Genomic DNA, 25,968 nt, shown 5'->3' on the forward strand with positions numbered 1-25,968 from the left:
TGCGAGATGAATGGATTAGAACGGAGTATAAAAATGCTGGGTATAATACTGCTTGTAGCTTCCGCCTAACGCGATTCCGACACCCAGCTTTGTCAATTTCGAGTCCAGCAGCGATTTGCGGTGCGACTCGGAATTCAGGAAGGAATAATGAGCGAGAAAGCTGTCCTTTTGGCCGGCCGCGATATTTTCGGCTGCGTACTGGAAGTTAATGCCTTGCGCCTCCATGCGGTCGAAGGCGGATTTGTTTTCTTTGTTCGTGTGGCTGAAATAATTTTTGTCCCGCATATCCTCGCTATGCAAACGTGCGGATTTGTTCGCGAGCTTGTCCCACATGAGGACCGGGATTCCCCTTGCCGCTCTCTCCGCGTTGACCAGGTCGAATAATTGAAGCTCCATCGCATCCCGGAGATTTCCGTCCCTTGGCGTCGTTAACGGAATTCCTTCCTTGCGCTGAAGGATGCCGACTACCTTGTTCTGGTCAATCGTATCCACGAATAAGTACGTCCTGCTTCCGGCCGCTACATAGGAATAATAGATATCGTCCTGCTGGATTCCGGTTACCGCTCCGATTTTCTGCTTGGCGGAAGCGAGCGTCAAGCCGTTCGCAAGACCGTTTTGCAGCTTCCATCCGGTTCGGGAAGGGGAGAAGGCAGCCACTACTCTATTGTCTTGAACACCATACATGGCGAATTGATCGTACTTTCCGCCACCAGAGTATACATGCCATTTGATCGCGTAATCGCTAGGGTCGATTCGATCCGGTTGTCCTCTGAAGTCGATGAGTTTATCGATAGGATCGCCAATCTGGATACCGTACAGTCCATTGCCTGCCGCAGGCAGCTTCGTCGTCGAAAGCTTGGCGGAATGCTGTTTCAGCATATAGATAAACGTGAGCGCCTCGGCACGGGTGACTCCGCCTTTTGGCGCGTATCCTTCAACAGTCGCGGACGTGCGTCCTTTCGAAATTTCCTCATCAAGCAGCCATTGGATCGCTTCAAGTTCCGATAACGTTTCGCCTCGCACGGCCGTTGCCATAAGCAATGCGGCTTGACCCCGCAGGAAACTGCCCCTGTCGTTCGTGTAGCTGACGGGCCATCCCAAGCCGTTAACGTAATCATAATAGGGTATGTACCATAGGCTGCTCCCGCCGAGTCCGATTTGCTCATGACTCCGTATGCCCTTAGCAGCAGCGCCATAAACTCCGCTTCCGTCACCGGCTTGTCCGGCTGGAACGTTCCGTCCTCGTACCCGTTCGCAAGATCTTCTTTCACGGCCCAGGCAATGTATGAGCTTGCCCAATGACCTTCCGTGTCGCGATATGGAGCAGGATTTGTCTCCGCATAGGTATGAACGGATGGGAAAACGGACAAGATGAGAATAACCGATAATAGGGCGGAAATGGTTCTCCTTAAAACACTTCTTTTATGGATGCCATTCTTGTTGCATGTCGTTCCGTGCACGCTGGCACACCTCCATGAGATTTGATTCTATCCTTTGCCAGTATACATGAAGCTGGTCTTCGTTAGAAACCAGTTGATTTGTGCTGATATCTATGGTAAAATTTCTAATGTTGTTCGTAGAACGGACGGTCCGCTATAAGCAATGATCGACTCGGAGAGCTCGGGAGCTTACATGAACGTCTATGGTGGAAGGAGTTGAACGAAGAATGAATATTGTACAAGCAATTACTCAAGAACAATTGCGCAAGGATCTTCCAAGCTTTCGCCCTGGCGACACGCTGAAGGTTCACGTTAAAGTTATCGAGGGATCGCGCGAGCGTATCCAGCTGTTCGAAGGCGTCGTTATCAAACGTCGCGGCGGCGGCATCAGCGAAACTTTTACCGTACGCAAAATTTCTTACGGTGTTGGCGTAGAGAGAACTTTCCCGATTCATTCGCCTAAGATCGATAAGATCGAAGTGGCACGTCGCGGTAAAGTACGTCGCGCTAAGCTGTACTACCTTCGCAACCTGCGCGGTAAAGCTGCTAGAATTAAAGAGATTCGCTAAGAGAAATGACAAGAGGGGCTTGCGCAAACAAGCTCCTTTTCGTTTTTTTAACGACATGAAGCCGTCCGTTTGGGATATCCTACATATTAAGCTGTCAAGAAAGAAGGCGAAATCATGGAATCGCAGCATCGCAACGAGGACGAATTGAAGTCCGCAGACGAAACGAACGAGACCGGCAGCCTTCAAGGATCCGCCAATGAATTCAGCCGCTCAGCCAAGCACAAGAAAGAAGGCGGAGCGTACAAAGAAATCGTCGAGTGGATCAAAGCGCTGGTTATCGCCGTCGTGCTTGTTTTTGTTATCCGGCAATTTCTATTCTCGCCATTCATTGTAGACGGGGATTCGATGCAGCCCAACTTCGAGACAAGCGAGAGATTGATCGTCAACAAAATTTTGTATGACATCCGCGAGCCGAAGTTCGGAGAGGTCATTGTCTTCGACGTGCCGGAGCAGGACAGGAAGTTTATTAAAAGGGTGATTGGCGTTCCCGGCGATAAAGTCCGCTTGGAAGGGGACGACTTGTACATCAACGATGTATTGGTCGAAGAGCCGTACATAAAAGACGCAATCGAGGCTGCGCACGCTGAAGGCCGGCTTTATAATACGGAAAAAGATTTTCCTAACGAATCCGTAACCGAGACGACGGTGCCGGAAGACACGATTTTTGTGCTTGGCGACAACCGGGGCAACAGCACGGACAGCCGGGTTATCGGCTTCGTGAAGGACGAAGAAATCGTCGGACGCGCGGATGTTATCTTCTGGCCGCTCGACAAGCTCAGCTTCATCAAGCATCGGTACTAGACATGAGGTGAAAGTATGGCCATCCAATGGTTCCCGGGGCATATGACCCGGGCCAAACGGCAAATTCAAGACAAATTGAAGCTGATCGATATTGCCATCGAGCTGCTGGACGCAAGAGTGCCGCTCTCGAGCCGCAATCCGATGGTGGACGATATTTTGCAAGGCAAGCCGAGATTGATCGTGCTCAACAAATCGGATCTGGCCGATCCAAGAGCGACGGAGCAGTGGATGAACTATTTCACCCACGAGGGTCATACCTGCGTTGCGGTGGATTCCCAGACCGGCACGAGGGTTCAGGAAATTCCGGTGAAAGCGAAAGAAATATTGCATGAGAAGATCGCGAGACAGATTCAGAAAGGCATGAATCCGAGAGCGGTCCGAGGCTTGATCGTGGGCATACCGAACGTAGGCAAATCTACGCTCATTAATCGGCTCGCCGGCCGCAATATCGCGGCAACAGGCGACAAGCCGGGCGTCACGAAAGGCCAGCAGTGGATCAAGGTCGGAACCGAAATGGAGCTGCTCGATACGCCCGGCATTCTGTGGCCGAAGTTCGAGGATCAGCTTGTCGGTTATCGATTGGCGATGACGGGCGCGATCCGCGAGCAAATATTGAACGTCGACGATATCGCGTTTTTTGCGGTTCGCGAGCTTGCTACACGATATTGGCCGAGCCTGAAGGAGCGTTACGAGCTGGACAAGGCGCCCGCGGATCCGGAGGACAGCGAAGAAATCGTCCGCATCATGGAGGATATCGGACGCCGCCGGGGCTGCTTGATGGGTGGCGGACGCGTTGATCTGGAGAAGGCTTCGGGCATTATATTGAGAGATTTGCGAGCAGGCAAGCTTGGCCGGATCACGCTGGAAGCGCCGTATGACGATATGCCCGTTCGCCAGGTGTAGGTCAGGGGAGAACGGGGGAGTACATATGCTGCTGGAGTTGGAACGCGAGATCTGGGCGCAAGGATATGCCCGGATAGCCGGCGTAGACGAGGTAGGCCGGGGCTGCTTGTTCGGCGACGTGGTCGCAGGCGCCGTCATTCTTCCGCCCGGGATTGTGATTGAAGGGATTAACGATTCGAAGAAGCTTTCCGAGAAGAAGCGAGAGCAGCTGTACGACGTGATTTCTCGGGAAGCGGTCGCATGGTCTGTCGCTAATGTGGATGCGGCAACGGTGGACCAGATCAATATTAAGCAAGCATCCCGGCTGGCCATGAAGCTTGCCGTGGAGGGCTTGGCCGTGCCGGCCGACTATCTGCTCGTCGATGCGGAGAAGGTAGATCTGGCGCTGCCTCAGCAAGCCATTATCAAGGGCGACGCGACCAGCCAGTCGATCGCGGCCGCGTCGATTATGGCGAAAGTTACGAGGGACCGGCTGTGCCTGGGCGAGTGGGAGGTTCGATATCCTGAATATGGGATCGCCATTCACAAAGGCTACGCAACCAAGCTGCATCGGGAACGGCTGCTTGAGTATGGCGCCAGTCCGCTGCATCGGAGGACGTTCCTTCGCAAGCTGCTTGGCGAGGTTGAAATGGAGCTAGAAGCATAAGGTTCTTGACAATGCAGCAAATCAAACGCTTGGCAATCGGCGAAGAACGCCCCTCAGGGACGGTCGTCGCGTGCCAGGCGTTTTTTTGATCATTTAGATCGTACATAGACTGGATGTTACTGGTATTTAACTGTAAGGATGCTTCGTCATTGCCGATATAAAATATATACAACTCGAGATGATATGCCGCGACGGAGGGGATTACTGAAGTGAATATCGGTCAAATCATGCGCGGCTTGATGGGCGAATCCGCAAGCGGTGACGTCAAGGCGATGGAATTGAAGGTCGGGCAGGTCGTGAGAGGCGTCGTTCTGCAAACCTTTGACAATAATGAGGCTTTAGTTCAAATTAACGGGGTTCAAGTGCGAGCGAAGCTTGAAATGCCCCTAACGGCCGGGCAATCCGCGATCTTGCAGGTGCAGCCGGAATCAAACGGTTCGCTGATCGTCATGAAAGCGGTCGACCCGAGCCAATCAGGCTTGATGGACGATACGTTCAAGGAATTCGCGAAAATGCTGGGGCTGCCTGACCAACGTTGGGCGCTCGAGATCGTGAAGGATTTGAGAAGAGAAGGATTTCTTTTTAACCGGACGACAGCCAAGGCGTTCCAGGAAGCGGCGCTGGCGAAGCCGACCGGCGTGGATCTCGAGCAGTGGATGACGGCAGCGGCCGCCACATTCAAGCGGGGACTCCCCATGACGCAGGCGACAATTGCTTCCATGAGTCAGACGATGTTCGGTAAATCGGTGCATGAGCTCCTTGATTCCCTGCAAAGCCAATTGAAGTCATTCGTGTCGGCTCAGTCGGGCGGGGCTGCTGCGGATGAGGGCGCGGGCGGGGCGCAGGCGGCGGGGAACCGGGTTTTGGCGCTGCTGGAGCAAGGTGCCGCGATGCTGCGAGGTGGATTTGCTTCCCAAGAGCCCGAACAACCAGCTCCGCCGGTCAAAGCTTCGGGGACCGTTCCAATTGCGGTAACGGACGTTAATCACGGCGGCGCAAAAGAAGTCGTGAAGGCTGCTATTGCGGGAACCGGAAATCAAGAGGAGGGCCGGCCGCCGGCCGCTAATGAATCCGGACAAACTGCCGCAAATGGAGCAGCGAAGCCGGTTCTTACCACTGGGAGCGGCTCCGCGAACTGGCTGAGCGGCATGATGAAATGGATGGGCGTGGATCATGAGCATCAGCTGGCGAAAGCCGCAACGGCAACGCCGTCTCCGCATGCGGAAACGTTGAGCGCGAACGGAGCTCCGGCTGCGGATGCGCCGGATCAAGAAGCAGTTAATCGAACGCAAATGACGCGCGCCACGGGTAATGCGCAAGAGGAGCTGACCTCCGGCGGGGGCGAACGGAAGGCCGTTGCGGCACCTGAACCGCAAAAAGCAGCAAACACGCCCACCCAGAACGCTAACGTGAAGGGGGAAGCTCCTGCTGGCGGTCCAACCGCTTCAGCGGCGGCATCAGGGAATGTGCAGGGCTCTGAGCTCGGAGCGCGCCAGGCCGTGTCGGCCGGGGCGTTCGCCTTGCCAGGGCAGCTGATGGCTATGGCGGAAATAAGCACGCAACCGGATGCGCCGGTTGGAGCTGGAGCAAGTGTAAGTGCCGGAAACCAAGCTGAATCCTTGAAAAGCGCTCTGTTATCTCTGATCAGTGCCGGTGATACGCCTCAGGCATTAAAGGAAACAGCTCAGCAGATGGTGAATCAAATTACGGGCCAGCAGCTGCTATTAACGCCCGAACGGAACAACTCCGTCTTCACGCATGTTACGATGTTCATTCCTTTTCAGAACGCGGACGGAGAGTCGACGGCTTCTGTCCACATTCAGACAAGGCGGGGCAAGCGCGGAGAGCTCGACGCCGAGAACTGCAGGCTCCTTTTTAATCTCACGATGTCATCTCTAGGGGATACGCTCGTGGACGTGAATGTCGCGGACAAGATCGTAAGCCTGAATATATGGAATGATCATCCGGCCATTTCCGAGCTTGTCGAGAGCTCGCGGACCGATATCGCGGAGAGACTGCAAGAAACGGGCTATCAATTGTCCTCCTTGCGGACGACGCCGCTGCCGACCCGCGGGGAACAAGAACAAGCGGTGGCGCAGCCGTCCAAAGGCAAATCCCAAAGTCCTCCCGATCTATCTCAATTCGCGTCAACGCGCTACAAAGGAGTGGATTTCCGGGCATGAAGCCGCATCATGAAGAGACGGATAGGGTAACGCTGCCAAGGAAAGCCGTTGCGCTCAAGTATGAACCGGGCGATCGGGGAGCTCCGGTCGTCGTCGCCAAAGGCCAGGGCTATCTGGCCGACCGCATCCTTGAGAAGGCGAAGGACAGCGGCGTGCCGGTCCAAGAGGACGCATCGCTCGTCGAAGTGCTGTCCAAGCTGGATGTCGATCAGGAAATTCCGCCGGAGCTTTATGTGCTGGTCGCCGAGATTTTAAGCTTTGTCTATCGCTCCGACCGAAGGGCGAAGGAGCTTCAAGATGGCCGATAGCCGCAGGAGGCTTGGCAGCGCGGGGGAGGCGGAAGCGCGGCGCAGGTTGGAGACGCAAGGCTATCATATTCTCGAAGCGAACTGGAGGTCGCGGGCAGGCGAGCTGGATTTGATCGCGCGCGACGGCGACAGGCTCGTCTTCATCGAGGTTAGAGCAAGAAGCGCGGCCTCTTCCGGCCGTTTCGGCACGGCCGCCGAGTCCGTGGACGCGAGGAAGCAAATGCAAGTTCGAAGCGTAGCGCAGTCCTATCTCGCGAAGACCATGCAGCGCGACGCGTTCATCCGATTCGATGTCATCGCCGTAACGATCGATGCCTCAGGCGTGGTTCAGGAATATAAGCATTACGAAGCCGCATTCTGATGGAATGCGGCTTTGTCGTGCTTGGCTATAGCTTCAGATCAAGCCGCCTGTATTGAATCGCTTCCGCGACATGATCGCTCTCGACCGAGTCGTTCTCTTCGATATCCGCAATCGTCCTAGCAAGCTTCAGCAGGCGGTCATGGGCGCGCATGCTAATGCCGAGCTGCTCAAAGGCATTGTCCATGAGCCTGCGGGCATCCGGCTTCAGCGCTGCCGCGCGCCGCAGGCCTTCCCCCGTCAGCTCGCTGTTGCACGCGACGCCGTATGCTTGGTTGCGCACCGCTTGAATAAGGCGCGCCCTCGCGACTTGGGCTCTCAGCTCCGACGTGGTCAAGCATGCTCCGTTCCGTTCCCGTTCGAACGTGGCCGGCCTCGGCACCTCCAGCTGCAGATCCAGCCGATCGAGCAGGGGGCCGGAAAGCTTGGAACGATATCTGGCAATCGCAGCGGGGCTGCAAGTGCATCGTTTCTCGCCGAATTCATGCCCGAAATATCCGCAAGGGCAAGGGTTGAACGAAGCGGCCAGCATGATGCTGGCAGGGAATTGAATCGTAGCCCTCGCTCTGGCGATCGTGACGACGCGGTCTTCGAGCGGTTGTCGGAGAAGCTCGAGGACCATGCGGGGGAACTCCGGCAGCTCGTCCAGGTACAGGACTCCGCGATGCGCAAGCGTCACCTCGCCAGGCTTCGGTATCGTGCCTCCCCCAATCAGACCGCCAGTTGAGATGCTATGATGGGGGGCGCGGAACGGGGGATGCTGCATGAGACCGCCAGCCCCGTCCGGCAGCTTGCCGGCCACGCTGTATATTTTGGTCACTTCCAACGCCTCTTGCTCGGTCAGGGGCGGAAGAATGCCGGGCAGTCGGCGAATCATCATTGTTTTACCGGTTCCAGGCGGGCCGCTCAGCAAGATGTTGTGTTTGCCGGCGGCGGCGATAAGCATGGCTCGTTTCGCCTGATGCTGACCGATAATGTCGGCGAAATCCTCTTGCTCCTTGAGCGGCGGGCAAGCCATGCTATGCGTATCGCTGGCAGACGCGGAACCCGATGCTTCCCCGGCAAATCGCTCCCAGAACGAAACGCCGCTCTCGGGTCGAGCTTTAAGCTCTCGAAGGTGAGTCACGGCAAAAACCTCGATGCCGGATATCCACGCGGCTTCCTTCCGGTTTCCCGTCGGCAGCAGGACTCGCTTCATGCCCTTCCTCTGCGCTTGCTCCATCATGGCGAGCACGCCCGTCACGGGGCGAATCCCGCCGTCCAGGGACAATTCGCCGATCAGCAGCACTCCCTCGAGCAGCGAGGGCTCAAGCTGTCCGCTCGCGGTCAGAATGCCCGCCGCTATGGCAAGGTCGAAGGCGGTCCCTTCCTTCCTCAGATCGGCCGGCGCGAGATTAACGGTGATGCGATCCATGGGGAACGTAAAGCCGCAGTTCTTGATTGCTGCGCGGACCCGCTCGACGGATTCCCGGACGGCCGGATCCGGAAGACCAACTACGTTCACTTGGGGCAAGCCGCTGCTGATGTCGACCTCGACGGAAATGCCTCGGCCTTCGACGCCCATCACGCTTGCGCTATGCGTAAAACTAAACAAAAAAAACACCTCCGAAGGAATGGTTAACGACGACCATTCAGAAGGTGCTTCCTCACTGAAAATGATGAATTTCATTTTGTTATTGCCTATATAGTAGCTCCTCAAAAAGGTTCTGTCAAACGGATCGGAATTCGGCGATTAAAAGGCAAAGGTTGGGTCATACTAGTTGTCGTGGCGGGGTTTAATCTCATTTTGAGATGAAACCCATATCAAAAAAGCTTGCGCTTTCAAACAGAAAATTAAGGATTTGGACAAGCAAAAGTGCTACAATGATAAAGGTTTGTGTACATATGACTGATTCGAGTCTGTGAAATGGAGGATTTCAACAATGAATATCCATGAGTATCAAGGGAAAGCGGTACTGAAGCAATACGGGGTAGTCGTGCCGGAGGGCAAGGTAGCGTTCTCCGTTGACGAAGCCGTTGCGGCAGCGGAATCGCTTGGAACGCCGGTCGTCGTCGTGAAAGCGCAAATTCACGCGGGCGGACGCGGCAAAGCGGGCGGCGTCAAAGTCGCGAAAAACCTGGACGAAGTGCGCGCCTACGCCAGCGAAATTTTGGGCAAAGTGCTCGTAACTCACCAAACAGGGCCGGAAGGAAAAGAAGTGAAGCGCCTTCTGATCGAGCAAGGCTGCGATATTAAGAAAGAATATTATATTGGCGTCGTTCTTGACCGCGGCACTGGCCGCGTTGTAATGATGGCGTCCGAAGAGGGCGGCACGGAGATCGAAGAGGTAGCCGAGCATTCCCCTGAGAAAATCTTCAAAGAAGTCATCGATCCGGCTGTCGGCATGCAGGCGTTCCAAGCGCGCAAGCTGGCCTACGCGATCAATATTCCGGGCGAGCTCGTAAACAAAGCGGTGAAATTCATGCTGGCTCTGTACACGGCTTTCGTCGAGAAAGACTGCTCCATCGCGGAGATCAACCCTCTAGTCGTTACCGGCGACGGCAACGTTATGGCGCTTGACGCGAAGCTGAATTTCGACTCCAACGCGCTGTACCGCCAAAAGGACATTATCGAGCTGCGCGACCTGGAAGAAGAAGACGCCAAAGAAATCGAAGCGTCCAAATACGATCTTAGCTACATCGCCCTCGACGGAAACATCGGCTGCATGGTTAACGGCGCAGGTCTTGCGATGGCGACTATGGACATTATCAAATACTACGGCGGCGACCCTGCCAACTTCCTCGACGTAGGGGGCGGCGCTACGAAAGAGAAAGTAACCGAAGCGTTCAAGATCATCCTGTCCGACGAGAAAGTAAAAGGCATTTTCGTCAACATTTTCGGCGGCATCATGCGCTGCGACGTTATCGCGGAAGGCGTTATCGCGGCTGCGAAGGAACTCGGTCTGGACCGTCCGCTTGTCGTGCGCCTCGAAGGCACAAACGTGGAGCTCGGCAAAAAGCTGCTTAACGAATCCGGCCTTAACATCGTGGCTGCCGATTCGATGGCGGACGGCGCTCAGAAGATTGTCGCACTCGTGAAATAAGCCGAACGGAAACGGCTGCATATACGCGTAGAAATTCATTCAGGGGATGTGAGTTAAGTTGAGTATTTTGGTCAATAAAGATACAAAAGTCATCACTCAAGGCATCACAGGCAAAACGGGTATGTTCCATGCCAAAGGCGCGCTCGACTACGGCACGCAAATGGTAGGCGGCGTAACGCCGGGCAAAGGCGGCACGAACGTCGACATTACGTTGGAGAACGGAACTATCGTTTCCCTGCCTGTTTTCAATACGGTTTTGGAAGCCAAAAATGCGACCGGCGCTACGGCTTCCGTCATTTACGTACCGCCGGCTTTCGCGGCCGACTCCATCATGGAAGCGGTAGATGCGGAGCTTGACCTCGTTATCTGTATCACGGAAGGCATTCCGGTTCTGGATATGGTGAAGGTTAAGCGTTATATGGAAGGCAGCAAAACCGTTCTGATCGGACCGAACTGCCCAGGCGTAATTACGCCGGGCGAGTGCAAAATCGGCATCATGCCGGGCTACATCCACTCCGTGGGTCATGTAGGCGTCGTTTCGCGCTCCGGCACCTTGACTTACGAAGCGGTTCATCAGCTGACGACTCGCGGCATCGGTCAATCCTCCGCAGTTGGTATCGGCGGAGACCCTGTGAAGGGCTCGGAGTTCATCGACATCCTTAGCCGCTTCAATGATGATCCGGATACTTACGCGGTCATTATGATCGGCGAAATCGGCGGCACAGCCGAAGAGGAAGCTGCCGAGTGGATCAAGGCGAACATGAAGAAGCCGGTTGTAGGCTTCATCGGCGGCGCAACGGCGCCTCCGGGCAAACGCATGGGACATGCTGGCGCGATCATCTCCGGCGGCAAAGGTACGGCCGCGGAGAAAATCGCAACGCTTGAGGCTTGCGGCATCAAGGTAGCTCCGACTCCATCGGAGATGGGCTCCACGCTGGTAAGCGTTCTGGAAGAGAAAGGTCTTCTGGAGAAGTGCATCACGCATAAATAAGAAAAGCAGTAAGGTAGGCAACCTTTCGGCACCGCAGTTCGCGGTGTCCGAGAGGTTGCCTTTTTTTGTTAGAACGATGAGATATTTCTTAATTTACGAGGTCGGCTTGCAATCTTCGGCTATGTAACGCACAATAGATAGGAATGCTAGCCGGCCCCACTTAGAGAGGGCTGGTACATAATGGATCACGTCAATCAAGCTCGCAGACAGATGATTATAGCGCTTTACGAAATTCCGGGCATCGGCTGGCACGCGATAGACAGGGCGGTTAGACATGCCCTGTGGCGGAAGGAAAGGTGGACGGAAGAGGAGCTCGTCGCAATCGGCTTAAAACGGGCTCAGGCAGCCAAAGCGGTTCAATTGTACGAAGAGCAGCCTTGGAAGCTGACTCGCGGCGAGTCGCCTGCCGTTCGGGCGGCGGAAGCGGTTATTCTAACGCCTTATGATTTTAATTATCCGGCAATTCTGAAAGAAATCGCCCAACCGCCATGGGTATTATACGCGAGGGGCAGGCTGGAGCTGCTGGAACGACCTTCCGTCGCTATGGTTGGGACGCGGATCCCGACAGCGTATGGGCGTCATACGTCGGCAACGATAGCGCAGGAGCTCTCCAGCTTGGGTCTAACGGTCGTTAGCGGACTTGCGAAGGGTGTGGACAGCATCGTGCATGAATCGGCTCTGAAGGGCGCTGGGAGCACGATTGCGGTTCTTCCTACGCCGATCGATACTTGTTATCCTCCCGAGAACCAGTCTTTGTACCGCCGGATTGCGAAGGAAGGGCTGCTTGTTTCCGAGACGCCAATCGGCACCAAGCTCCATCCCGGCCAATTCCATCAACGTAACCGCATTATCGCCGCGTTAACGAGGGCGACTGTCGTCGTAGAGGGCGCGCGCAAGAGCGGCTCGCTTATTACGGCCAAGCATGCCTTCGAGATGGATCGGGAGCTGTTCGCGCTGCCGGGTCCCATCACTTCGCCGAAGAGCGAAGGACCTAACGAGCTGATACGCGAAGGCAGAGCCCGGCTGTTCACCGAGGCAGGCTGTATTTTTGAGGAGCTGCCTTGGCTGCTCGAGCAGGCGAATCAGCATATGATTTCGGCTGATACGGGTGCCGGACGGAGGGTTGCAAGCGAGGCCTCGATTTCCCCGGACGAACACAAAATCGTTTTGCTGCTCCGCGATCAGCCCTTGAGCATCAACGATTTGCATGAGCTGACTTCGATTCCGTTTGGACATTTGAACGCACTTCTGCTAAATTTATGTATAAAACGGAAAATCGAGCTTCAGCCTGGATCCATATATATCGCATTGTAGCTTGTTGTAGAGAGAGGAGGCACCTCATGTGGCAGATTCACTCGTAATTGTCGAGTCACCGGCCAAAGCCAAAACGATTGGGAAATATTTAGGCAGCAAATATATCGTCAAAGCATCCATGGGACATATTCGGGATTTGCCCAAAAGCCAAATCGGCGTTGAGGTCGAAAACGATTTTAGTCCTAAATACATAACGATCCGCGGCAAAGGGAATGTGCTTAAGGAACTGAAGGACGCCCGGAAAAAAGTGAAAAACGTTTTTCTGGCGGCTGACCCCGATCGCGAAGGGGAGGCGATCGCATGGCATCTTGCCCATTACTTGGAGCTTAACGAAACCGATACCTGCCGCGTTGTATTTAACGAAATCACGAAGCAAGCCGTCAAGGACGCGTTCAAGCATCCCCGGAAGATCAACATGGATCTGGTGAACGCGCAGCAAGCAAGACGGATACTCGACCGGCTCGTCGGTTATAAGATCAGTCCATTATTATGGAAGAAAGTCAAAAAAGGATTATCGGCTGGACGCGTGCAATCCGTAGCGGTCAAGCTCATTATCGACCGGGAGAACGAGATTGACGCGTTCGTGCCGGAAGAATATTGGTCGATCACGGCCAAGCTGCTTCACAAAGGAGTTGCTTTCGAGGCGAAATATCATTCCGTCTCCGGAGAGAAGCGCGAGCTGGGCAAGGAAGCTGACGTTCAAGAAGTGCTAAAAGCGATGGGCGGTCAGACCTTCCGCGTGACCGAAGTGAAGGAGAAGGAGCGGCTGCGCAATCCCGCGCCTCCGTTTATTACGAGCTCGCTTCAGCAGGAGGCCGCCAGGAAGATCGGATTCCGCGCGTCGAAGACAATGTCCGTGGCGCAGCAGCTGTACGAGGGCGTCGAGCTTGGCAAAGAAGGAACCGTCGGTTTAATCACATATATGAGAACGGATTCGACCCGCATATCGCCTGTTGCCCAAGAGGAAGCGAAAGCTTATATCGAAGAAAAATACGGCGCGGAGTATAACCCGGAACAGCCTCGCGTATACACGAAGAAGAATAGCAATGCGCAGGATGCGCATGAGGCGATTCGTCCTACTTCGATCTACCGCGATCCGGAATCGATGAAGCCTTTCCTCACCCGCGATCAGCTTCGTTTATACAAGCTCGTATGGGAGCGGTTCACCTCCAGTCAGATGGCATCCGCGGTGCTCGATACGATGACCGTGGACCTGGAAGCGGGCCAAACCATATTCCGGGCGAACGGTTCCAAGGTGAAATTCGCCGGTTTTATGAAAGTGTACGTGGAAGGCAACGACGACGGCACGGTCGAGGAGCATAAGTTTTTGCCGCCGCTCGTCTCCGGAGACTCCGTGCAGACGGAATCGATCGATCCGAAGCAGCATTTCACTCAGCCGCCTCCGCGGTATACGGAAGCGAGGCTCGTCCGTACGCTGGAGGAGCTGGGCATAGGCAGACCAAGTACTTACGCGCCAACCCTGGAGACCATCCAGAAGCGCGGATACGTGGCGATCGAAGAGAAGAAGTTTATGCCGACCGAGCTGGGCGAGCTGGTCATTCAGCTGATGGAGGAATTTTTCCCGGAGATACTGGATGCGGAGTTTACGGCCAACATGGAAGGGAACCTCGACCATGTCGAAGAAGGCACCGAGGATTGGGTTAAGGTTCTGGCGAAGTTCTACGATTCGTTCGAGAAACGGCTCGAAGTAGCCGAGGAAGAAATGAAGGAAGTCGAGCTGCAAGACGAAGTTTCGGATGAAATTTGCGAAAAATGCGGCCGTCATCTGGTTTATAAAATGGGTCGGTTCGGCAAGTTCCTCGCTTGTTCGGGATTCCCGGACTGCCGGAATACCAAGCCGATTGTCAAGGATATCGGCGTCACGTGCCCGAAATGCCATGAAGGCAAAATCATCGAGCGGCGCAGCAAAAAGGGCCGTATCTTCTACGGCTGCGATCAGTACCCAGGCTGCGATTACGTCTCCTGGGATAAGCCGACGGGCAAGCCTTGCCCGAACTGTAACGCGATGCTCGTCGAGAAGCGCAACAGGAGCGGCGCCCGCTTGCAATGCGTCTCCTGCGATTATTCGGAGGAAGTCATCGAAGACGAGCAAGAGAATGATCAAGAAGAACAAGCTTAAGCACGGATCCGTGCTTAACGCCTGACGGGCAACCGCCTCATACGGCCGCACAACATGCGCCCCACACACGTCCTCCCCTTCAGGGGAGGATGATGTTGTTCTTAGGAACACCTGTCCATAACTTGGCAAAGTCGCATAGCGTGCTCAATTGCAACCAACGCCAGTGTTAATAATTAACCATGCAAACTATTATCCACCCAAACTACTTTAGCTTGTCCCGCAGGGACTAAGCGCTCCAACCGCTAACCTAACATTGACGCACTCTGTTTCTCCTTCGTTCTTCAAGCGGGTGTCCAGAGGGCGCCGCCCTCGGGGCCCTCCCTTGGAAGGGAGGGTTTGGGAGGGTTCGAATTGTTTTTTTGAAAAAAGAAAGGATTGATCCAACTTGTCACAAAAAGTTACCGTTATCGGAGCAGGCCTCGCCGGGAGCGAAGCCGCATGGCAAATCGCCTCGCAGGGCATTCCCGTTACCCTATACGAAATGCGTCCGGTGAAGCAAACGCCGGCTCATCATACGAATCAATTCGCAGAGCTCGTCTGCAGCAACAGCCTTCGCGCGAACGGCCTCGCCAATGCGGTCGGGGTGCTGAAGGAAGAAATGCGCAGGCTCGACTCCCTAATTCTGAGCTGCGCCGATCAGCATGCCGTGCCGGCGGGGGGCGCGCTGGCCGTCGACCGAGAGGGCTTCTCCGGAGAAGTGACGCGGAGGCTTCGCGAACACCCGCTCGTAGAAATTCGCAACGAGGAAGTAACCGAAATTCCGCAGGACGGCATTACGGTTATCGCGACAGGACCTCTGACCGCGGCCGATCTGTCGAAGCAAATCCAGGATTTGCTGGGCGAGGAGTATTTTTATTTCTACGACGCGGCGGCGCCGATTATCGAGAAGGACTCCATCGATATGAGTAAAGTTTATTTGGCATCCCGCTACGATAAAGGAGAAGCGGCTTATTTAAACTGTCCGATGACGGAGGAGGAATTTAACGCTTTCTACGAAGCGTTAATTGCCGCCGAGACGGCCGAGCTGAAGGAATTCGAGAAAGAAATTTATTTCGAAGGGTGCATGCCGATCGAAGTGATGATGCGACGCGGCAAACAAACCGCGCTCTTCGGGCCGATGAAGCCAGTCGGACTCGTCAATCCCCATACGGGCAAGCTGCCGCACGCGGTCATCCAGCTTCGCCAGGATAACGCTGCGGGCACGTTATATAACATGGTCGGGTTTCAGACTCATCTCAAATGGGGCGAGCAAAAACGCGTTTTCTCCATGATCCCTGGGCTCGAGAACGCGGAATTTGTTCGCTTTGGCGTTATGCACCGGAATACGTTCATCAACTCGCCTAAGCTGCTGAAGCCGACTTATCAGACGATCAACAGGGAGACGCTGTTTTTCGCCGGTCAAATGACGGGCGTTGAGGGCTACGTGGAATCCGCGGCCTCCGGATTGATTGCGGGACTGAACGCGGCTCGTCTCGCCGGCGGCCTCGAGCCGCTCGTCTTGCCGGAGCAGACGGCGCTGGGCAGCATGGCTCATTACATTACGACGGCGGACTTCAAGCACTTCCAGCCGATGAACGCCAATTTCGGTTTGTTCCCGCCGCTGGAGAGCCGTATCAAAAATAAAAAAGATAAAAACGAAGCGATTGCTAATCGCGCTCTTGATCGCATAGAACAATTTAAGCAGGAACATTTATCAGCTTCCGCCGTACAGTAAACTAGGAGATTTTCGATTTTTGGCAAGCTACAATCGATTACGGGTCCTAACATTCATTGGAGGAGGTTCTCGCCCATGGAAATGCAGTTTCATGCGACGACGATTTGCGCGGTTCGTCACGGAGGCAAGGGAGCAATCGCGGGGGACGGGCAAGTGACTTTCGGAAATAGCATGGTAATGAAAAACTCCGCGAAGAAGGTGCGCAGGCTTTACCGCGGCCAAGTTGTGGCGGGCTTCGCCGGCTCCGTCGCGGACGCGATCACTTTGTTCGAGAAGTTCGAAGCCAAGCTCGAGGAGCATCACGGCAATCTTCAACGCGCGGCGGTGGAGATGGCCAAGGATTGGCGTTCAGACCGCATCCTGCGAAAGCTGGAGGCGATGATGCTGGTCATGGATAAGACCGGATTATTATTGATTTCCGGCAACGGCGAAATTATTGAACCGGATGACGGCATTCTCGCTATCGGCTCGGGCGGCTCGTTTGCGCTATCGGCGGCTCGCGCGCTCGTGAGGCATGCGCCTGACATGGAAGCGAAGGAAATCGCCAAGTCGTCTCTTGAAATCGCGGCGGAAATATGCGTCTTCACGAATCATAATATCATTGTAGAAGAGATTTAATTAGGATAGCGGAGGCGATGGACAATGGGAAATGATGCACTGACGCCGCGCCAGATCGTCGCGGAATTGGATAAGTATATCGTTGGCCAGAAGGACGCGAAGCGATCGGTAGCGGTCGCGCTTCGCAATCGTTATCGTAGAAGCAAGCTCGATGAGTCGCTCCGCGACGAGATCATGCCGAAAAACATATTGATGATCGGGCCAACCGGGGTCGGCAAGACAGAGATCGCGAGAAGACTAGCCAAGCTGGTTAAGGCTCCGTTCGTGAAGCTGGAGGCCACCAAATTTACCGAGGTCGGATATGTCGGCAGAGACGTGGAGTCTATGGTGCGCGATCTGGTGGAGACGGCTATCCGCATGGTGAAAGAGGAGAAAACGGAGGAAGTGAAGGAACGAGCGGAGAAGCTTGCGAACGAACGCATCGTTCTGCTTCTCGCGCCATCGGCTGCCAAAGCGAAGCCGTCCAAAAATCCGTTCGAGATGCTGTTCGGGGGAAATTCCGAGGAGAAGGAAGAAGAACCGAACAAGGAGCAGGATCAAGCGATTCAGCTCAAACGTTCGCAAATACGCGAACAACTGGCTGCCGGCAAGCTTGAGAACGAAGTGATCGAGATCGAGGTCGAGGATACGACGCCTAATATGCTCGATATGCTGTCCGGTCAAGGGCCTGGGGCGGACGGCATGGGCATGAACATGCAGGAATTATTCGGCCAATTGATGCCGAAGAAACCGAAGAAGCGGAAGCTGCCCGTCAAGGAAGCACGCAAAGCATTAACGCAAGAAGAAGCAAACAAGCTGATCGACATGGATGACGTCATTACGGAATCCGTAAAGCGGGCGGAGCAGAGCGGGATCATCTTCATCGACGAGATCGACAAAATCGCAAGCCCTTCGCGCGGCTCGGGTCCGGACGTATCCAGAGAAGGCGTGCAGCGGGACATTCTTCCAATTGTGGAGGGCTCGACGGTCATGACGAAGTACGGCCCGGTCAAAACGGATTACGTGCTGTTCATCGCCGCCGGCGCCTTCCATATCGCGAAGCCATCCGATCTGATTCCCGAGCTGCAGGGCCGCTTCCCGATCCGGGTGGAGCTGACCAGCCTCAGCTTGGATGACTTTATCCGCATTCTGACGGAGCCCAAGAACGCCCTCACGAAGCAATATACGGCGCTCCTGCAAACCGAAGGCATCGAGGTCGAGTTCGCTCCCGAAGCGATCCGAGAGCTCGCTTCCATCGCCGCGGATGTTAACCGCAATATGGAAAATATCGGCGCCCGCAGACTGCACACGATTCTGGAGAAGCTGCTCGAGGATCTGTCCTTCGAAGCGCCAGAGCTTTCGCTCGAGAAGATGACGATAACTCCGGAGTACGTGAGAGAGAAGCTTGGAGGCATTGCGAAGGATCGCGATTTGAGTCAATATATATTGTAGCGGTTATAGTCTTGGGAGGCATTAGGAAATGAGTTTATTGAATAAAACAAGAACGCTGAACCGGCTGCTCCAACGAGCGGCCGGCAAGGCGCTTAGCTTCAGGGAAATGGCGGAAGTGCTACAAACGACTATTCAGAGCAACGTCTTCGTCGTCAGCCGCCGCGGCAAAATATTGGGCTGCGCGGCCGTAGACCCTTACGATCACGATTTTATCCGTACGTTGTCGGGGGACGAGCTTCGTTTCTCGCCGGAGACGAATGCAGGTTTCCTGGAAGCGGAGGAATCCATAACTAACGTTTCCCCCGAAGCGGACATGTTCCGCGGCTTCGGCAGATTGGGCAGCCAGGAAGTCATGACCGTCGTCCCGATTCTGGGAGGCGGCGACAGGCTGGGGACGCTCGTGCTGTCCAGGCTGTCGGGCGCCTTCAACGACGATGACCTAGTCCTTGCCGAATATGGATCAACCATCGTGGGGATGGAGATACTGCGGGAAAGAGCGGAGGAGATCGAACAGGAGGTCAGAAGCCGCGCCGTTGTATCCGTGGCGGTCGGTTCGTTATCCTTCAGCGAGCAGGAAGCCGTTGAGCATATTTTCGAAGAGCTGGACGGCAAAGAAGGATTGCTGGTCGCTTCGAAGATTGCCGATCGGGTCGGCATTACCCGTTCCGTTATCGTGAACGCGCTGCGCAAGCTGGAAAGCGCCGGCGTAATCGAAACCAGATCGCTAGGAATGAAAGGTACTTACATTCGTATCCTCAACCATCAGCTTTTGCAGGAGCTGGAAAAAATTAAGTCGCAAATCTAGGTCCGACATACCAAACTAGCCCTATCTTTCCAAAAAGATAGGGCTATTTTCTTATTGTAAACTTTTAGGAAATGTTTAATATATTCATGTCGGCACGAGTCGACAATTTTATCTCATTTTTTTAATCTTTTTGTGTCGAATGAAGAAGGAATGAGGAGCATTCTGTTGAATAGGTAACATAAGATTTTCATGATGAAAGTGGTGAAACCTATGAGATTGTTAAATAGCGCCTCCTTTAACAGAATGGAGCAAGCCGTTTACGCGGCCGAAATGAGACAACGCGTCATTTCGGATAACGTTGCGAACGCGGAAACACCTCATTTCAAGAGATCTGAGGTTTTGTTCGAACAGTTACTCGAGGAATCGATGGGAACATCCTCCCATAAAAGACTGGCAGGAAAAATGAGCGACGCCAGACATATAGAAATTGGTTCTAGCGCATCAAGGGTCCCTAATGCTAAAGTTGTAACTGACGAATCGACCACTATGAATAATAACCAGAACAATGTCGACATAGATCGAGAAATGTCGTTACTTGCAAAAAATCAGCTGAACTATAACTTCTATGTTCAGCAAATTAACCACGATGTGAAAATGATAAGAACCGCAATCGACGGGAGGGCTTAATCCATGAGAATATCCACAGGTTTTGATATTAGCGCATCGGCGTTAACCGCCCAGCGCTTGCGGATGGACGTTATTTCATCCAATATCGCGAATGCCGAAACGACCAGGGGCAGTTTTGTGAATGGGAAATTTGAACCATATAAGCGCAAGCTTGTCGTGCTGGAACCGACTTCGCAGTCGTTCTCGAACGTCCTGTCGAAGCAAATGGCCCAAGACGGCGCGGCGAAGGGCGTGAGGGTCGCCAGAATTCAGGAAGATCAGACGCCTAGCAAGCTGGTCTACAATCCATCGCATCCCGATGCCGACGAGAATGGCTATGTGAACATGCCGAATGTGGATGTAGCGAAAGAGATGGTCGACATGATCTCGGCGTCCAGAGCCTATGAAGCTAACGTAACTGCAATTAATGCAACCAAATCAATGTTCGTAAAAGCGTTGGAGATTGGAAAATAACCGACTTAATAGTTAGCGGAGGGAAATGACGACATGATTCAATCGATGCAATTAGGACAAGCAGTCCCTGCCAAAACCATTCAGACCCAGCCCATTGAGCAAAAAACTCCGGCTGAATTGACCCAAAGCTTCGGCCAATATCTTCAAACGGCCCTAGACAGCGTTAGCGCGCAAGAAAAAAACGTTCATAAGATGAACGATCAATATTTGCTTGGCAAAGTCGATGTCACTCAAGTCCTGATCGCTTCGGAGCAAGCCCAGCTTAGTTTGCAATTCACCTCGCAAGTCCGCAACAAGGTAGTCGAGGCATATCAAGAGATTATGCGGATGCAAATCTAATCGTAATTTTTTCCTAGCAAAGGTGAGGTGAAACTGTGAACGAGAAAGTAGCCCTTGTCCGGGAGCGGCTGTCGCAGTTCTGGGGGCAGATGGGCAAGAAACAAAAAATATGGTTGGGGGCCTCGATTAGCGGATTGTTGTTAACGGTCATCTTGTTAACAATCGTCTTCACAAGAACGGAATATGAGCTTGCTTTTCAAAATCTGGACGCTACGGATGCCGCTGCTGTCATGAACTATTTGGACAGCAACGCCATCCCTTACGAGCTCGGCAATGGAAGCACCAGCATCATGGTGCCTAGCGCCGTGGCCTCCAAGGTGAAGGTGGATATCGGTTCCCAAGGCTTGGTGCAGAACGGATCCATCGGCTTTGAAGTGTTCAGCGCCAATTCCTCTCAGCTTGGAACGACCGAAAATGAATTTAACGTTATATATCAGAACGCTTTGAATGGCGAAGTCCAGAAGCTCCTGAACCAGCTGGAAGGAGTCGAAAGCTCGAAGGTGCTCATCAGCGCCGCAGAAGAAAGCGTCTTTCTCACACCTGAGGATACATCGAAGGCATCTGCCGCAATCGTGATGAAGTTTACGCCGGGCTTCCGCCCGACGCAAAAAGCGATCGACAGCTATTATAATCTTGTTCAGGCAACCGTGCCTGACTTGGCTGTCGAGGACATCACGATCTCGAGTCCTCAGGGCGAACTTATGTCTACGGAAGCTGGCGGGATGGGTACGGGAGACGCGGACGCCGTTGATCTTCAATTCAAAATTCAAAGCAAGTTCGAATCCGATTTGAAGAAGAACATTCAAGAATTCCTGGGTCCGATCGTGGGCAATGACAATCTGGTTGTTAGTATATCCAGCAGCATGAACTTCGATAAGGAGATTACGGAGGAAAACCTGGTAAGGCCGCTTGAGAACAACAATAATAACGGCATTATCGTAAGCGAGGAAGTTAATAACGCAACATCTACCGGCTCTTCGACTGAGGCTGGAGGCGTAGCCGGGACCGGCGAAACCGACATCCCGGGCTACGAGGCTGCCGGAGGAGATACCAGCTCCTCCGAGACGAGCTCCCAGATCCGTAACTATGACTTCGACCGAATCAAGAAGAATATCCAGTCCGGACCATTTGTACTGAAGGACCTCTCTATTAGTATCGGCATCGAGGCCGAACAATTGAATGACGAACAGGCTAGAACGGATATTATGAATTATTTGACAACGCTTGTCCGCTCGCAGCTGGCCGATTCTGGTCAGGATGTAAATGATGACGAGTTGATTAACAAAAAGGTTTCGCTTATCGCCCGAACTTTTGCGGAAAGCCCGACAGAAACGACTGCCGGCGGCTTATCCACAGCTTGGATGGTCGGTCTCGGAGTTGCCGCTCTGGCCGTAATCGGCGGACTTGTCTATATGCTGGCGCGCAGACGGAAGCAAGCCGAAATCGAAGAAGTCGAAATGCCTGAACCTACGAAGGTCGAATATCCGACTCTCGATCTTGAAAATGTTACCAACGAAAGCCAGGCTCGCAAAAATCTAGAAACGCTCGCCAAACGTAAACCGGACGAATTCGTTAACCTACTTCGTACTTGGCTGGCGGATGAATAGGAGGGCTGTCATTGTCGAAAACGATGCAACCACTAACCGGTAGACAAAAAGCAGCGATCTTATTAATTACGCTGGGGCCTGAAGTGTCCGCGCAAATCTTCAAGCACCTTCGCGATGACGAAATCGAGCAGCTAACGCTTGAAATCGCGAACGTCCGGAAGGTCGACAGCCAAGATCGCGAGCTCATCTTAAGCGAATTCCATCAAATTTGCATGGCGCAAGAATATATTTCCCAAGGCGGTATCACCTATGCCAAGGACATTCTCGAGAAAGCGCTCGGCGAGTCCAAAGCGCTGGAAGTGATCAACCGGTTGACCGCTACTCTGCAAGTCAGACCGTTCGACTTTGCGCGTAAAGCGGAGCCGACCCAGATTCTTAACTTCATTCAGAACGAAAACTCGCAGACGATCGCTCTCGTGTTGTCCTATTTGCAGCCGGATCAATCGTCGCAGATTCTCTCGTCGCTTCCGCAGGATAAACAAGCGGATGTGGCAAGAAGAGTCGCTCTTATGGACAGCACTTCGCCAGAGGTTATCTCTCAGGTGGAGAGAGTGCTCGAGCAGAAGCTGTCGGCTACCGTTACGCAGGACTACACGAATGCGGGCGGCATCGATTCGATCGTCCAAATCTTGAACGGCGTCGATCGCGGAACGGAGCGGACGATCCTGGACGCCCTCGAAATTCAGGATCCGGAGCTCGCCGAAGAGATCAAGAAACGGATGTTCGTATTCGAGGATATCGTCAACATCGACAACCGTTCCATTCAACGCATTATCCGGGATATCGAAAACGCGGATCTCCAGCTGGCTCTCAAAGTGGCGAGCGAGGAAGTACGCGAAGCGATCTTCCGCAATATGTCGAAGCGGATGGCCGACACGTTCAAGGAAGAAATGGATATCATGGGACCTGTCCGGCTGCGTGACGTGGAAGAAGCCCAAACAAGAATCGTCGCTACGATTCGCAGGCTAGAAGAATCAGGCGAAATCATCATCGCTCGCGGCGGAGGAGATGATATCATTGTCTAATTTGATCAAGTCGACCAGCGTCGTTCCGCTCGAACAGTCCAAGCAGCTCAAATGGGTTAATCCATTTCCCGCGCCGGCTAACGCCGGGTTGGACGAGATTGAGCAGCAGGTGCCCGCCGGGCCGGATGAAGAGACGTTGTCCCTTCGGGATCAAATTTTGGAGGATGCTCAAGCTTTCGCCGAGAACCGTCTGCGCGAAACGGCGCAAGACTGCGAGAAGATGCTCGCCGATGCCGAAGCCCACATCGAGGTTTGGTGGCTTCAGAAGCGGGCTGAAGACGAGCAAACGGTCGAAGCCGCGCGTAAAGCGGGATTCGAGCAGGGGTACTCGGAAGGAGCCGCCGCATCCGAGGCGGATTTGCATGAGCAGTGGCGCTCGAAGCTGGAAGAAGCGTCGGAAGTGCTTAAGCTGGCCTATTCTTCCCGCGCACAGATCATTCAGGAGGCGGAGCCGTTCCTAGTTGAATTAAGCTGCGCCATTGCCGAGAAGATCATCGACAGACAGCTTACTATAGAACCGGAAATCGCGATCGAACTTATACGCAATTCATTATCTAGAAGACGCGAGCAGGGCGTCATTACGCTGTGCGTCGCGCCGTCGCAGCTTGCGTTCGTGCAAGCGGCAAGGGAAGAGCTTCATACCGCCATCGATTCTCAAGCCGAGCTGCAGATTTTGCCGGATTCGACGATCAAGGATAACGGATGCGTCATCCGTTCCTCGTTCGGCAGCATCGATGCCCGCATTGACACGCAGTTGATGGAGATCAAGAGAGAGCTCATGGGACTCGCGCATCAAAGCGGGGAAGAAAGAGGTATAGGCCATGAACACGATTGAGATCGATATTGGCAAATACCTGGAGCATCTGAAGCCATTGGATCCCGTGCGGGTTAACGGCAAGGTCACTCAGGTCATCGGCCTTACGGTCGAATCCGAAGGGCCTGACGCAAGCATCGGGGATCTATGCTACATCTATCCGTCCAAAAGCGCCAAACCGCTGAAAGCGGAAGTCGTAGGCTTCCGTAACAATAAGGTTATTCTAATGCCCCTCGGGGACCTGCATTCGATTAGTCCCGGCTGCGATGTCGTCGGCACAGGCAAGCCGCTCACCGTGCAAGTGGGTTCCGAGCTGCTCGGCAAAGTGCTCGACGGTCTCGGCAATCCGCTCGACGGATCGAAGTTGCCAAGCCGAATGCAGCATTATTCCACGCACAACGAGCCGAGCAATCCGCTCAGCAGGCCAAGGGTTCAGGAGCCTCTAAGCGTCGGCGTTCGGGCCATAGACGGCTTGATAACCGTAGGGCAGGGACAGCGCGTCGGTATCTTCGCGGGTTCCGGCGTAGGCAAGAGCACATTGCTCGGCATGATTGCCCGCAATACGTCGGCCGATGTGAATGTCATCGCGCTGATCGGCGAACGCGGCAGAGAGGTGCTCGAGTTTATCGAGAAGGACTTAGGACCTGAAGGTCTTGCAAGATCCGTTGTCATCGTCGCGACCTCCGACCAGCCTGCCTTGATTCGAATGAAGGGCGCTCTGATCGCAACCAGCATCGCGGAATACTTCCGAGACCGTGGACTTAATGTCATGTTGATGATGGATTCCGTCACGCGTTACGCGATGGCGCTGCGCGAGGTCGGACTTGCCGTCGGCGAACCTCCCGCAACGCGCGGCTATACGCCGTCCGTGTTCGCTGCTCTGCCGAAGCTGCTCGAAAGAGCCGGAACGGGTCCGGCTGGCTCTATTACCGCGTTCTATACGGTTCTAGTGGACGGCGATGATATGAACGAGCCGATCGCCGACGCCGTTCGGGGCATCTTGGATGGTCATATCGTATTAAGCCGGCATATTGCCCACAAAGGACATTTTCCCGCGATCGACGTGCTTGCGTCCGTAAGCCGGGTTATGAAGGAAATCGTATCCGAAGAGCAGCAGGACGCGGCAAACCGATTGAAACGGCTGCTCTCTCTTTATAAGGATTCGGAGGACCTGATCAATATCGGGGCGTACCAGCAGGGTTCGAACAAAGAAATTGATACTGCGATCGAATATATCGACGCGATCCATGCCTTCACGAAGCAAAAGACGAATGAAAAAACGAATTTGCAAGAGACGCAAGAACGTTTGCTTAATGAATTTTTATAGGAGTTGAGTTGATTGGCGTCCTTCAATTATTCCTTCCAAAAAATCGTGGATTTGAAGACAAGCGAGAAAACGCAGGCGGAATGGCTGCTCTCGACGGCGCTCGGCGCTTTGTCCGACGAGGAGAAATCGCTGGAGCAGCTTAGGGAAACGAAGCACGAATGGGAGCAGAAGCTTCTTGAAGCATCCGAGCAGGGAGTGCCCCTCTCCGACTTGCGAATGATTGGCCAATATGTAGAACACCTGCAGTCTCGCATTGAACTCAAATTAAAGGATGTCAGGCTGGCCGAGAGAGCGGTCGAACAAAACCGGTCGAAGCTGGCTGACAAAATGAAGGACGAGAAGGTATGGCTGAAAGCCAAGGACCACGCGTTCGACCGCTTCAAGCAGGCTTTGCAGCTGAAGGAGCAGAACGAGCTGGACGAGATGGCAACCGTAAGGTTTATGATGCCTACCACTTAAATGACGGAAAGCCG

26 protein-coding genes are annotated in these 25,968 nt (G+C 54.0%); 23 read left to right on the forward strand and 3 right to left on the reverse strand.

All coding sequences use genetic code 11. The annotated features are described in order from the left end of the window. Positions 1-15: 15 nt before the first annotated feature. Positions 16-879 (reverse strand): CAP domain-containing protein, encoded by an 864-nt coding sequence (locus NQZ67_RS13980; RefSeq protein WP_371825303.1) that lies wholly within the window; start codon positions 877-879, stop codon positions 16-18. Continuing rightward, the gene (locus NQZ67_RS30630) at positions 873-1,460 is read right to left on the reverse strand and encodes an S-layer homology domain-containing protein (protein ID WP_371825304.1); all 588 of its coding nucleotides are present in this window, start codon (positions 1,458-1,460) and stop codon (positions 873-875) included. The genes NQZ67_RS13980 and NQZ67_RS30630 overlap by 7 nt, the downstream gene beginning before the upstream one ends. 206 nt (positions 1,461-1,666) lie before the next feature. On the opposite strand from NQZ67_RS30630, the gene rplS reads away from it, so the two are divergent. The 7 genes from rplS (at position 1,667) to NQZ67_RS14015 (ending at position 7,210) form a co-directional block, all read left to right on the forward strand. After that, positions 1,667-2,008 carry a 50S ribosomal protein L19 gene (gene rplS / locus NQZ67_RS13985; RefSeq protein ID WP_257446660.1) on the forward strand — a complete coding sequence of 114 codons (342 nt, stop codon included), beginning with the start codon at positions 1,667-1,669 and terminating at the stop codon, positions 2,006-2,008. Positions 2,009-2,122: 114 nt separating this feature from the next. Beyond that, positions 2,123-2,809: a signal peptidase I gene (gene lepB, locus NQZ67_RS13990; protein ID WP_257446663.1), complete on the forward strand. Its 687-nt coding sequence runs from the start codon at positions 2,123-2,125 to the stop codon at positions 2,807-2,809. Between the two features lie 15 nt (positions 2,810-2,824). Beyond that, a complete protein-coding gene (gene ylqF / locus NQZ67_RS13995; protein WP_257446664.1) occupies positions 2,825-3,712 on the forward strand; it encodes a ribosome biogenesis GTPase YlqF in 888 nt (295 codons plus the stop codon). A 25-nt stretch (positions 3,713-3,737) separates the two neighbouring features. After that, a complete protein-coding gene (gene rnhB, locus NQZ67_RS14000; RefSeq protein WP_257446667.1) occupies positions 3,738-4,358 on the forward strand; it encodes a ribonuclease HII in 621 nt (206 codons plus the stop codon). Positions 4,359-4,567: 209 nt separating this feature from the next. Beyond that, positions 4,568-6,541, forward strand: a complete 1,974-nt coding sequence (locus NQZ67_RS14005) for a TP0910 N-terminal domain-containing protein (protein WP_257446669.1) — start codon at positions 4,568-4,570, stop codon at positions 6,539-6,541. Further along, positions 6,538-6,849, forward strand: a complete 312-nt coding sequence (locus NQZ67_RS14010; RefSeq protein ID WP_257446671.1) for an EscU/YscU/HrcU family type III secretion system export apparatus switch protein — start codon at positions 6,538-6,540, stop codon at positions 6,847-6,849. Before NQZ67_RS14005 ends, NQZ67_RS14010 begins: the two co-directional genes overlap by 4 nt. Then, positions 6,839-7,210 carry a YraN family protein gene (locus NQZ67_RS14015; protein ID WP_257446674.1) on the forward strand — a complete coding sequence of 124 codons (372 nt, stop codon included), beginning with the start codon at positions 6,839-6,841 and terminating at the stop codon, positions 7,208-7,210. The genes NQZ67_RS14010 and NQZ67_RS14015 overlap by 11 nt, the downstream gene beginning before the upstream one ends. 25 nt (positions 7,211-7,235) lie before the next feature. Here the strand turns inward: NQZ67_RS14015 and NQZ67_RS14020 are convergent, their stop codons facing one another. Further along, positions 7,236-8,801, reverse strand: coding sequence for a YifB family Mg chelatase-like AAA ATPase (locus tag NQZ67_RS14020; RefSeq protein WP_257446676.1), 1,566 nt, complete (start codon positions 8,799-8,801; stop codon positions 7,236-7,238). A gap of 328 nt (positions 8,802-9,129) precedes the next feature. Here NQZ67_RS14020 and sucC point away from each other — a divergent pair, with 328 nt between their 5' ends. From sucC to fliJ, 16 genes are all read left to right on the forward strand, one after another. Continuing rightward, a complete protein-coding gene (gene sucC, locus NQZ67_RS14025; RefSeq protein WP_257446678.1) occupies positions 9,130-10,290 on the forward strand; it encodes an ADP-forming succinate--CoA ligase subunit beta in 1,161 nt (386 codons plus the stop codon). Between the two features lie 58 nt (positions 10,291-10,348). Continuing rightward, entirely contained in the window at positions 10,349-11,281 is a 933-nt protein-coding gene (gene sucD / locus NQZ67_RS14030) for a succinate--CoA ligase subunit alpha (protein WP_257446680.1), read from the forward strand. Positions 11,282-11,461: 180 nt separating this feature from the next. Beyond that, the gene (dprA, locus tag NQZ67_RS14035) at positions 11,462-12,595 is read left to right on the forward strand and encodes a DNA-processing protein DprA (protein WP_257446682.1); all 1,134 of its coding nucleotides are present in this window, start codon (positions 11,462-11,464) and stop codon (positions 12,593-12,595) included. Between the two features lie 28 nt (positions 12,596-12,623). Next, positions 12,624-14,735: a type I DNA topoisomerase gene (gene topA / locus NQZ67_RS14040; RefSeq protein WP_257446685.1), complete on the forward strand. Its 2,112-nt coding sequence runs from the start codon at positions 12,624-12,626 to the stop codon at positions 14,733-14,735. A gap of 385 nt (positions 14,736-15,120) precedes the next feature. Continuing rightward, positions 15,121-16,449, forward strand: a complete 1,329-nt coding sequence (trmFO, locus tag NQZ67_RS14045) for an FADH(2)-oxidizing methylenetetrahydrofolate--tRNA-(uracil(54)-C(5))-methyltransferase TrmFO (RefSeq protein ID WP_257446688.1) — start codon at positions 15,121-15,123, stop codon at positions 16,447-16,449. Positions 16,450-16,524: 75 nt separating this feature from the next. Next, positions 16,525-17,067, forward strand: coding sequence for an ATP-dependent protease subunit HslV (gene hslV, locus NQZ67_RS14050; protein ID WP_257446691.1), 543 nt, complete (start codon positions 16,525-16,527; stop codon positions 17,065-17,067). 24 nt (positions 17,068-17,091) lie between these two features. Further along, positions 17,092-18,498, forward strand: coding sequence for an ATP-dependent protease ATPase subunit HslU (hslU, locus tag NQZ67_RS14055; RefSeq protein ID WP_257446694.1), 1,407 nt, complete (start codon positions 17,092-17,094; stop codon positions 18,496-18,498). Positions 18,499-18,526: 28 nt separating this feature from the next. Further along, positions 18,527-19,303, forward strand: coding sequence for a GTP-sensing pleiotropic transcriptional regulator CodY (gene codY, locus NQZ67_RS14060; RefSeq protein ID WP_257446697.1), 777 nt, complete (start codon positions 18,527-18,529; stop codon positions 19,301-19,303). A gap of 210 nt (positions 19,304-19,513) precedes the next feature. Beyond that, positions 19,514-19,930 (forward strand): flagellar basal body rod protein FlgB, encoded by a 417-nt coding sequence (gene flgB, locus NQZ67_RS14065; RefSeq protein ID WP_257446990.1) that lies wholly within the window; start codon positions 19,514-19,516, stop codon positions 19,928-19,930. A gap of 3 nt (positions 19,931-19,933) precedes the next feature. Then, positions 19,934-20,383: a flagellar basal body rod protein FlgC gene (flgC, locus tag NQZ67_RS14070; RefSeq protein ID WP_257446700.1), complete on the forward strand. Its 450-nt coding sequence runs from the start codon at positions 19,934-19,936 to the stop codon at positions 20,381-20,383. 33 nt (positions 20,384-20,416) lie between these two features. Further along, a complete protein-coding gene (gene fliE / locus NQZ67_RS14075) occupies positions 20,417-20,722 on the forward strand; it encodes a flagellar hook-basal body complex protein FliE (protein WP_257446702.1) in 306 nt (101 codons plus the stop codon). 35 nt (positions 20,723-20,757) lie between these two features. Then, a complete protein-coding gene (gene fliF, locus NQZ67_RS14080; RefSeq protein WP_257446704.1) occupies positions 20,758-22,329 on the forward strand; it encodes a flagellar basal-body MS-ring/collar protein FliF in 1,572 nt (523 codons plus the stop codon). Between the two features lie 23 nt (positions 22,330-22,352). Next, positions 22,353-23,354 (forward strand): flagellar motor switch protein FliG, encoded by a 1,002-nt coding sequence (gene fliG / locus NQZ67_RS14085; protein ID WP_371825306.1) that lies wholly within the window; start codon positions 22,353-22,355, stop codon positions 23,352-23,354. After that, the gene (locus NQZ67_RS14090) at positions 23,347-24,189 is read left to right on the forward strand and encodes a FliH/SctL family protein (RefSeq protein ID WP_257446710.1); all 843 of its coding nucleotides are present in this window, start codon (positions 23,347-23,349) and stop codon (positions 24,187-24,189) included. Before fliG ends, NQZ67_RS14090 begins: the two co-directional genes overlap by 8 nt. Then, complete coding sequence (gene fliI, locus NQZ67_RS14095) at positions 24,176-25,495, forward strand: flagellar protein export ATPase FliI (protein ID WP_257446712.1); 1,320 nt, start codon at positions 24,176-24,178, stop codon at positions 25,493-25,495. The genes NQZ67_RS14090 and fliI overlap by 14 nt, the downstream gene beginning before the upstream one ends. 12 nt (positions 25,496-25,507) lie before the next feature. Further along, entirely contained in the window at positions 25,508-25,954 is a 447-nt protein-coding gene (gene fliJ / locus NQZ67_RS14100) for a flagellar export protein FliJ (RefSeq protein WP_257446714.1), read from the forward strand. Positions 25,955-25,968: the final 14 nt, after the last annotated feature.

The organism is Paenibacillus soyae (genome assembly GCF_024623455.1).
GTDB classification, from domain to species: Bacteria; Bacillota; Bacilli; order Paenibacillales; family Paenibacillaceae; genus Pristimantibacillus; species Pristimantibacillus soyae.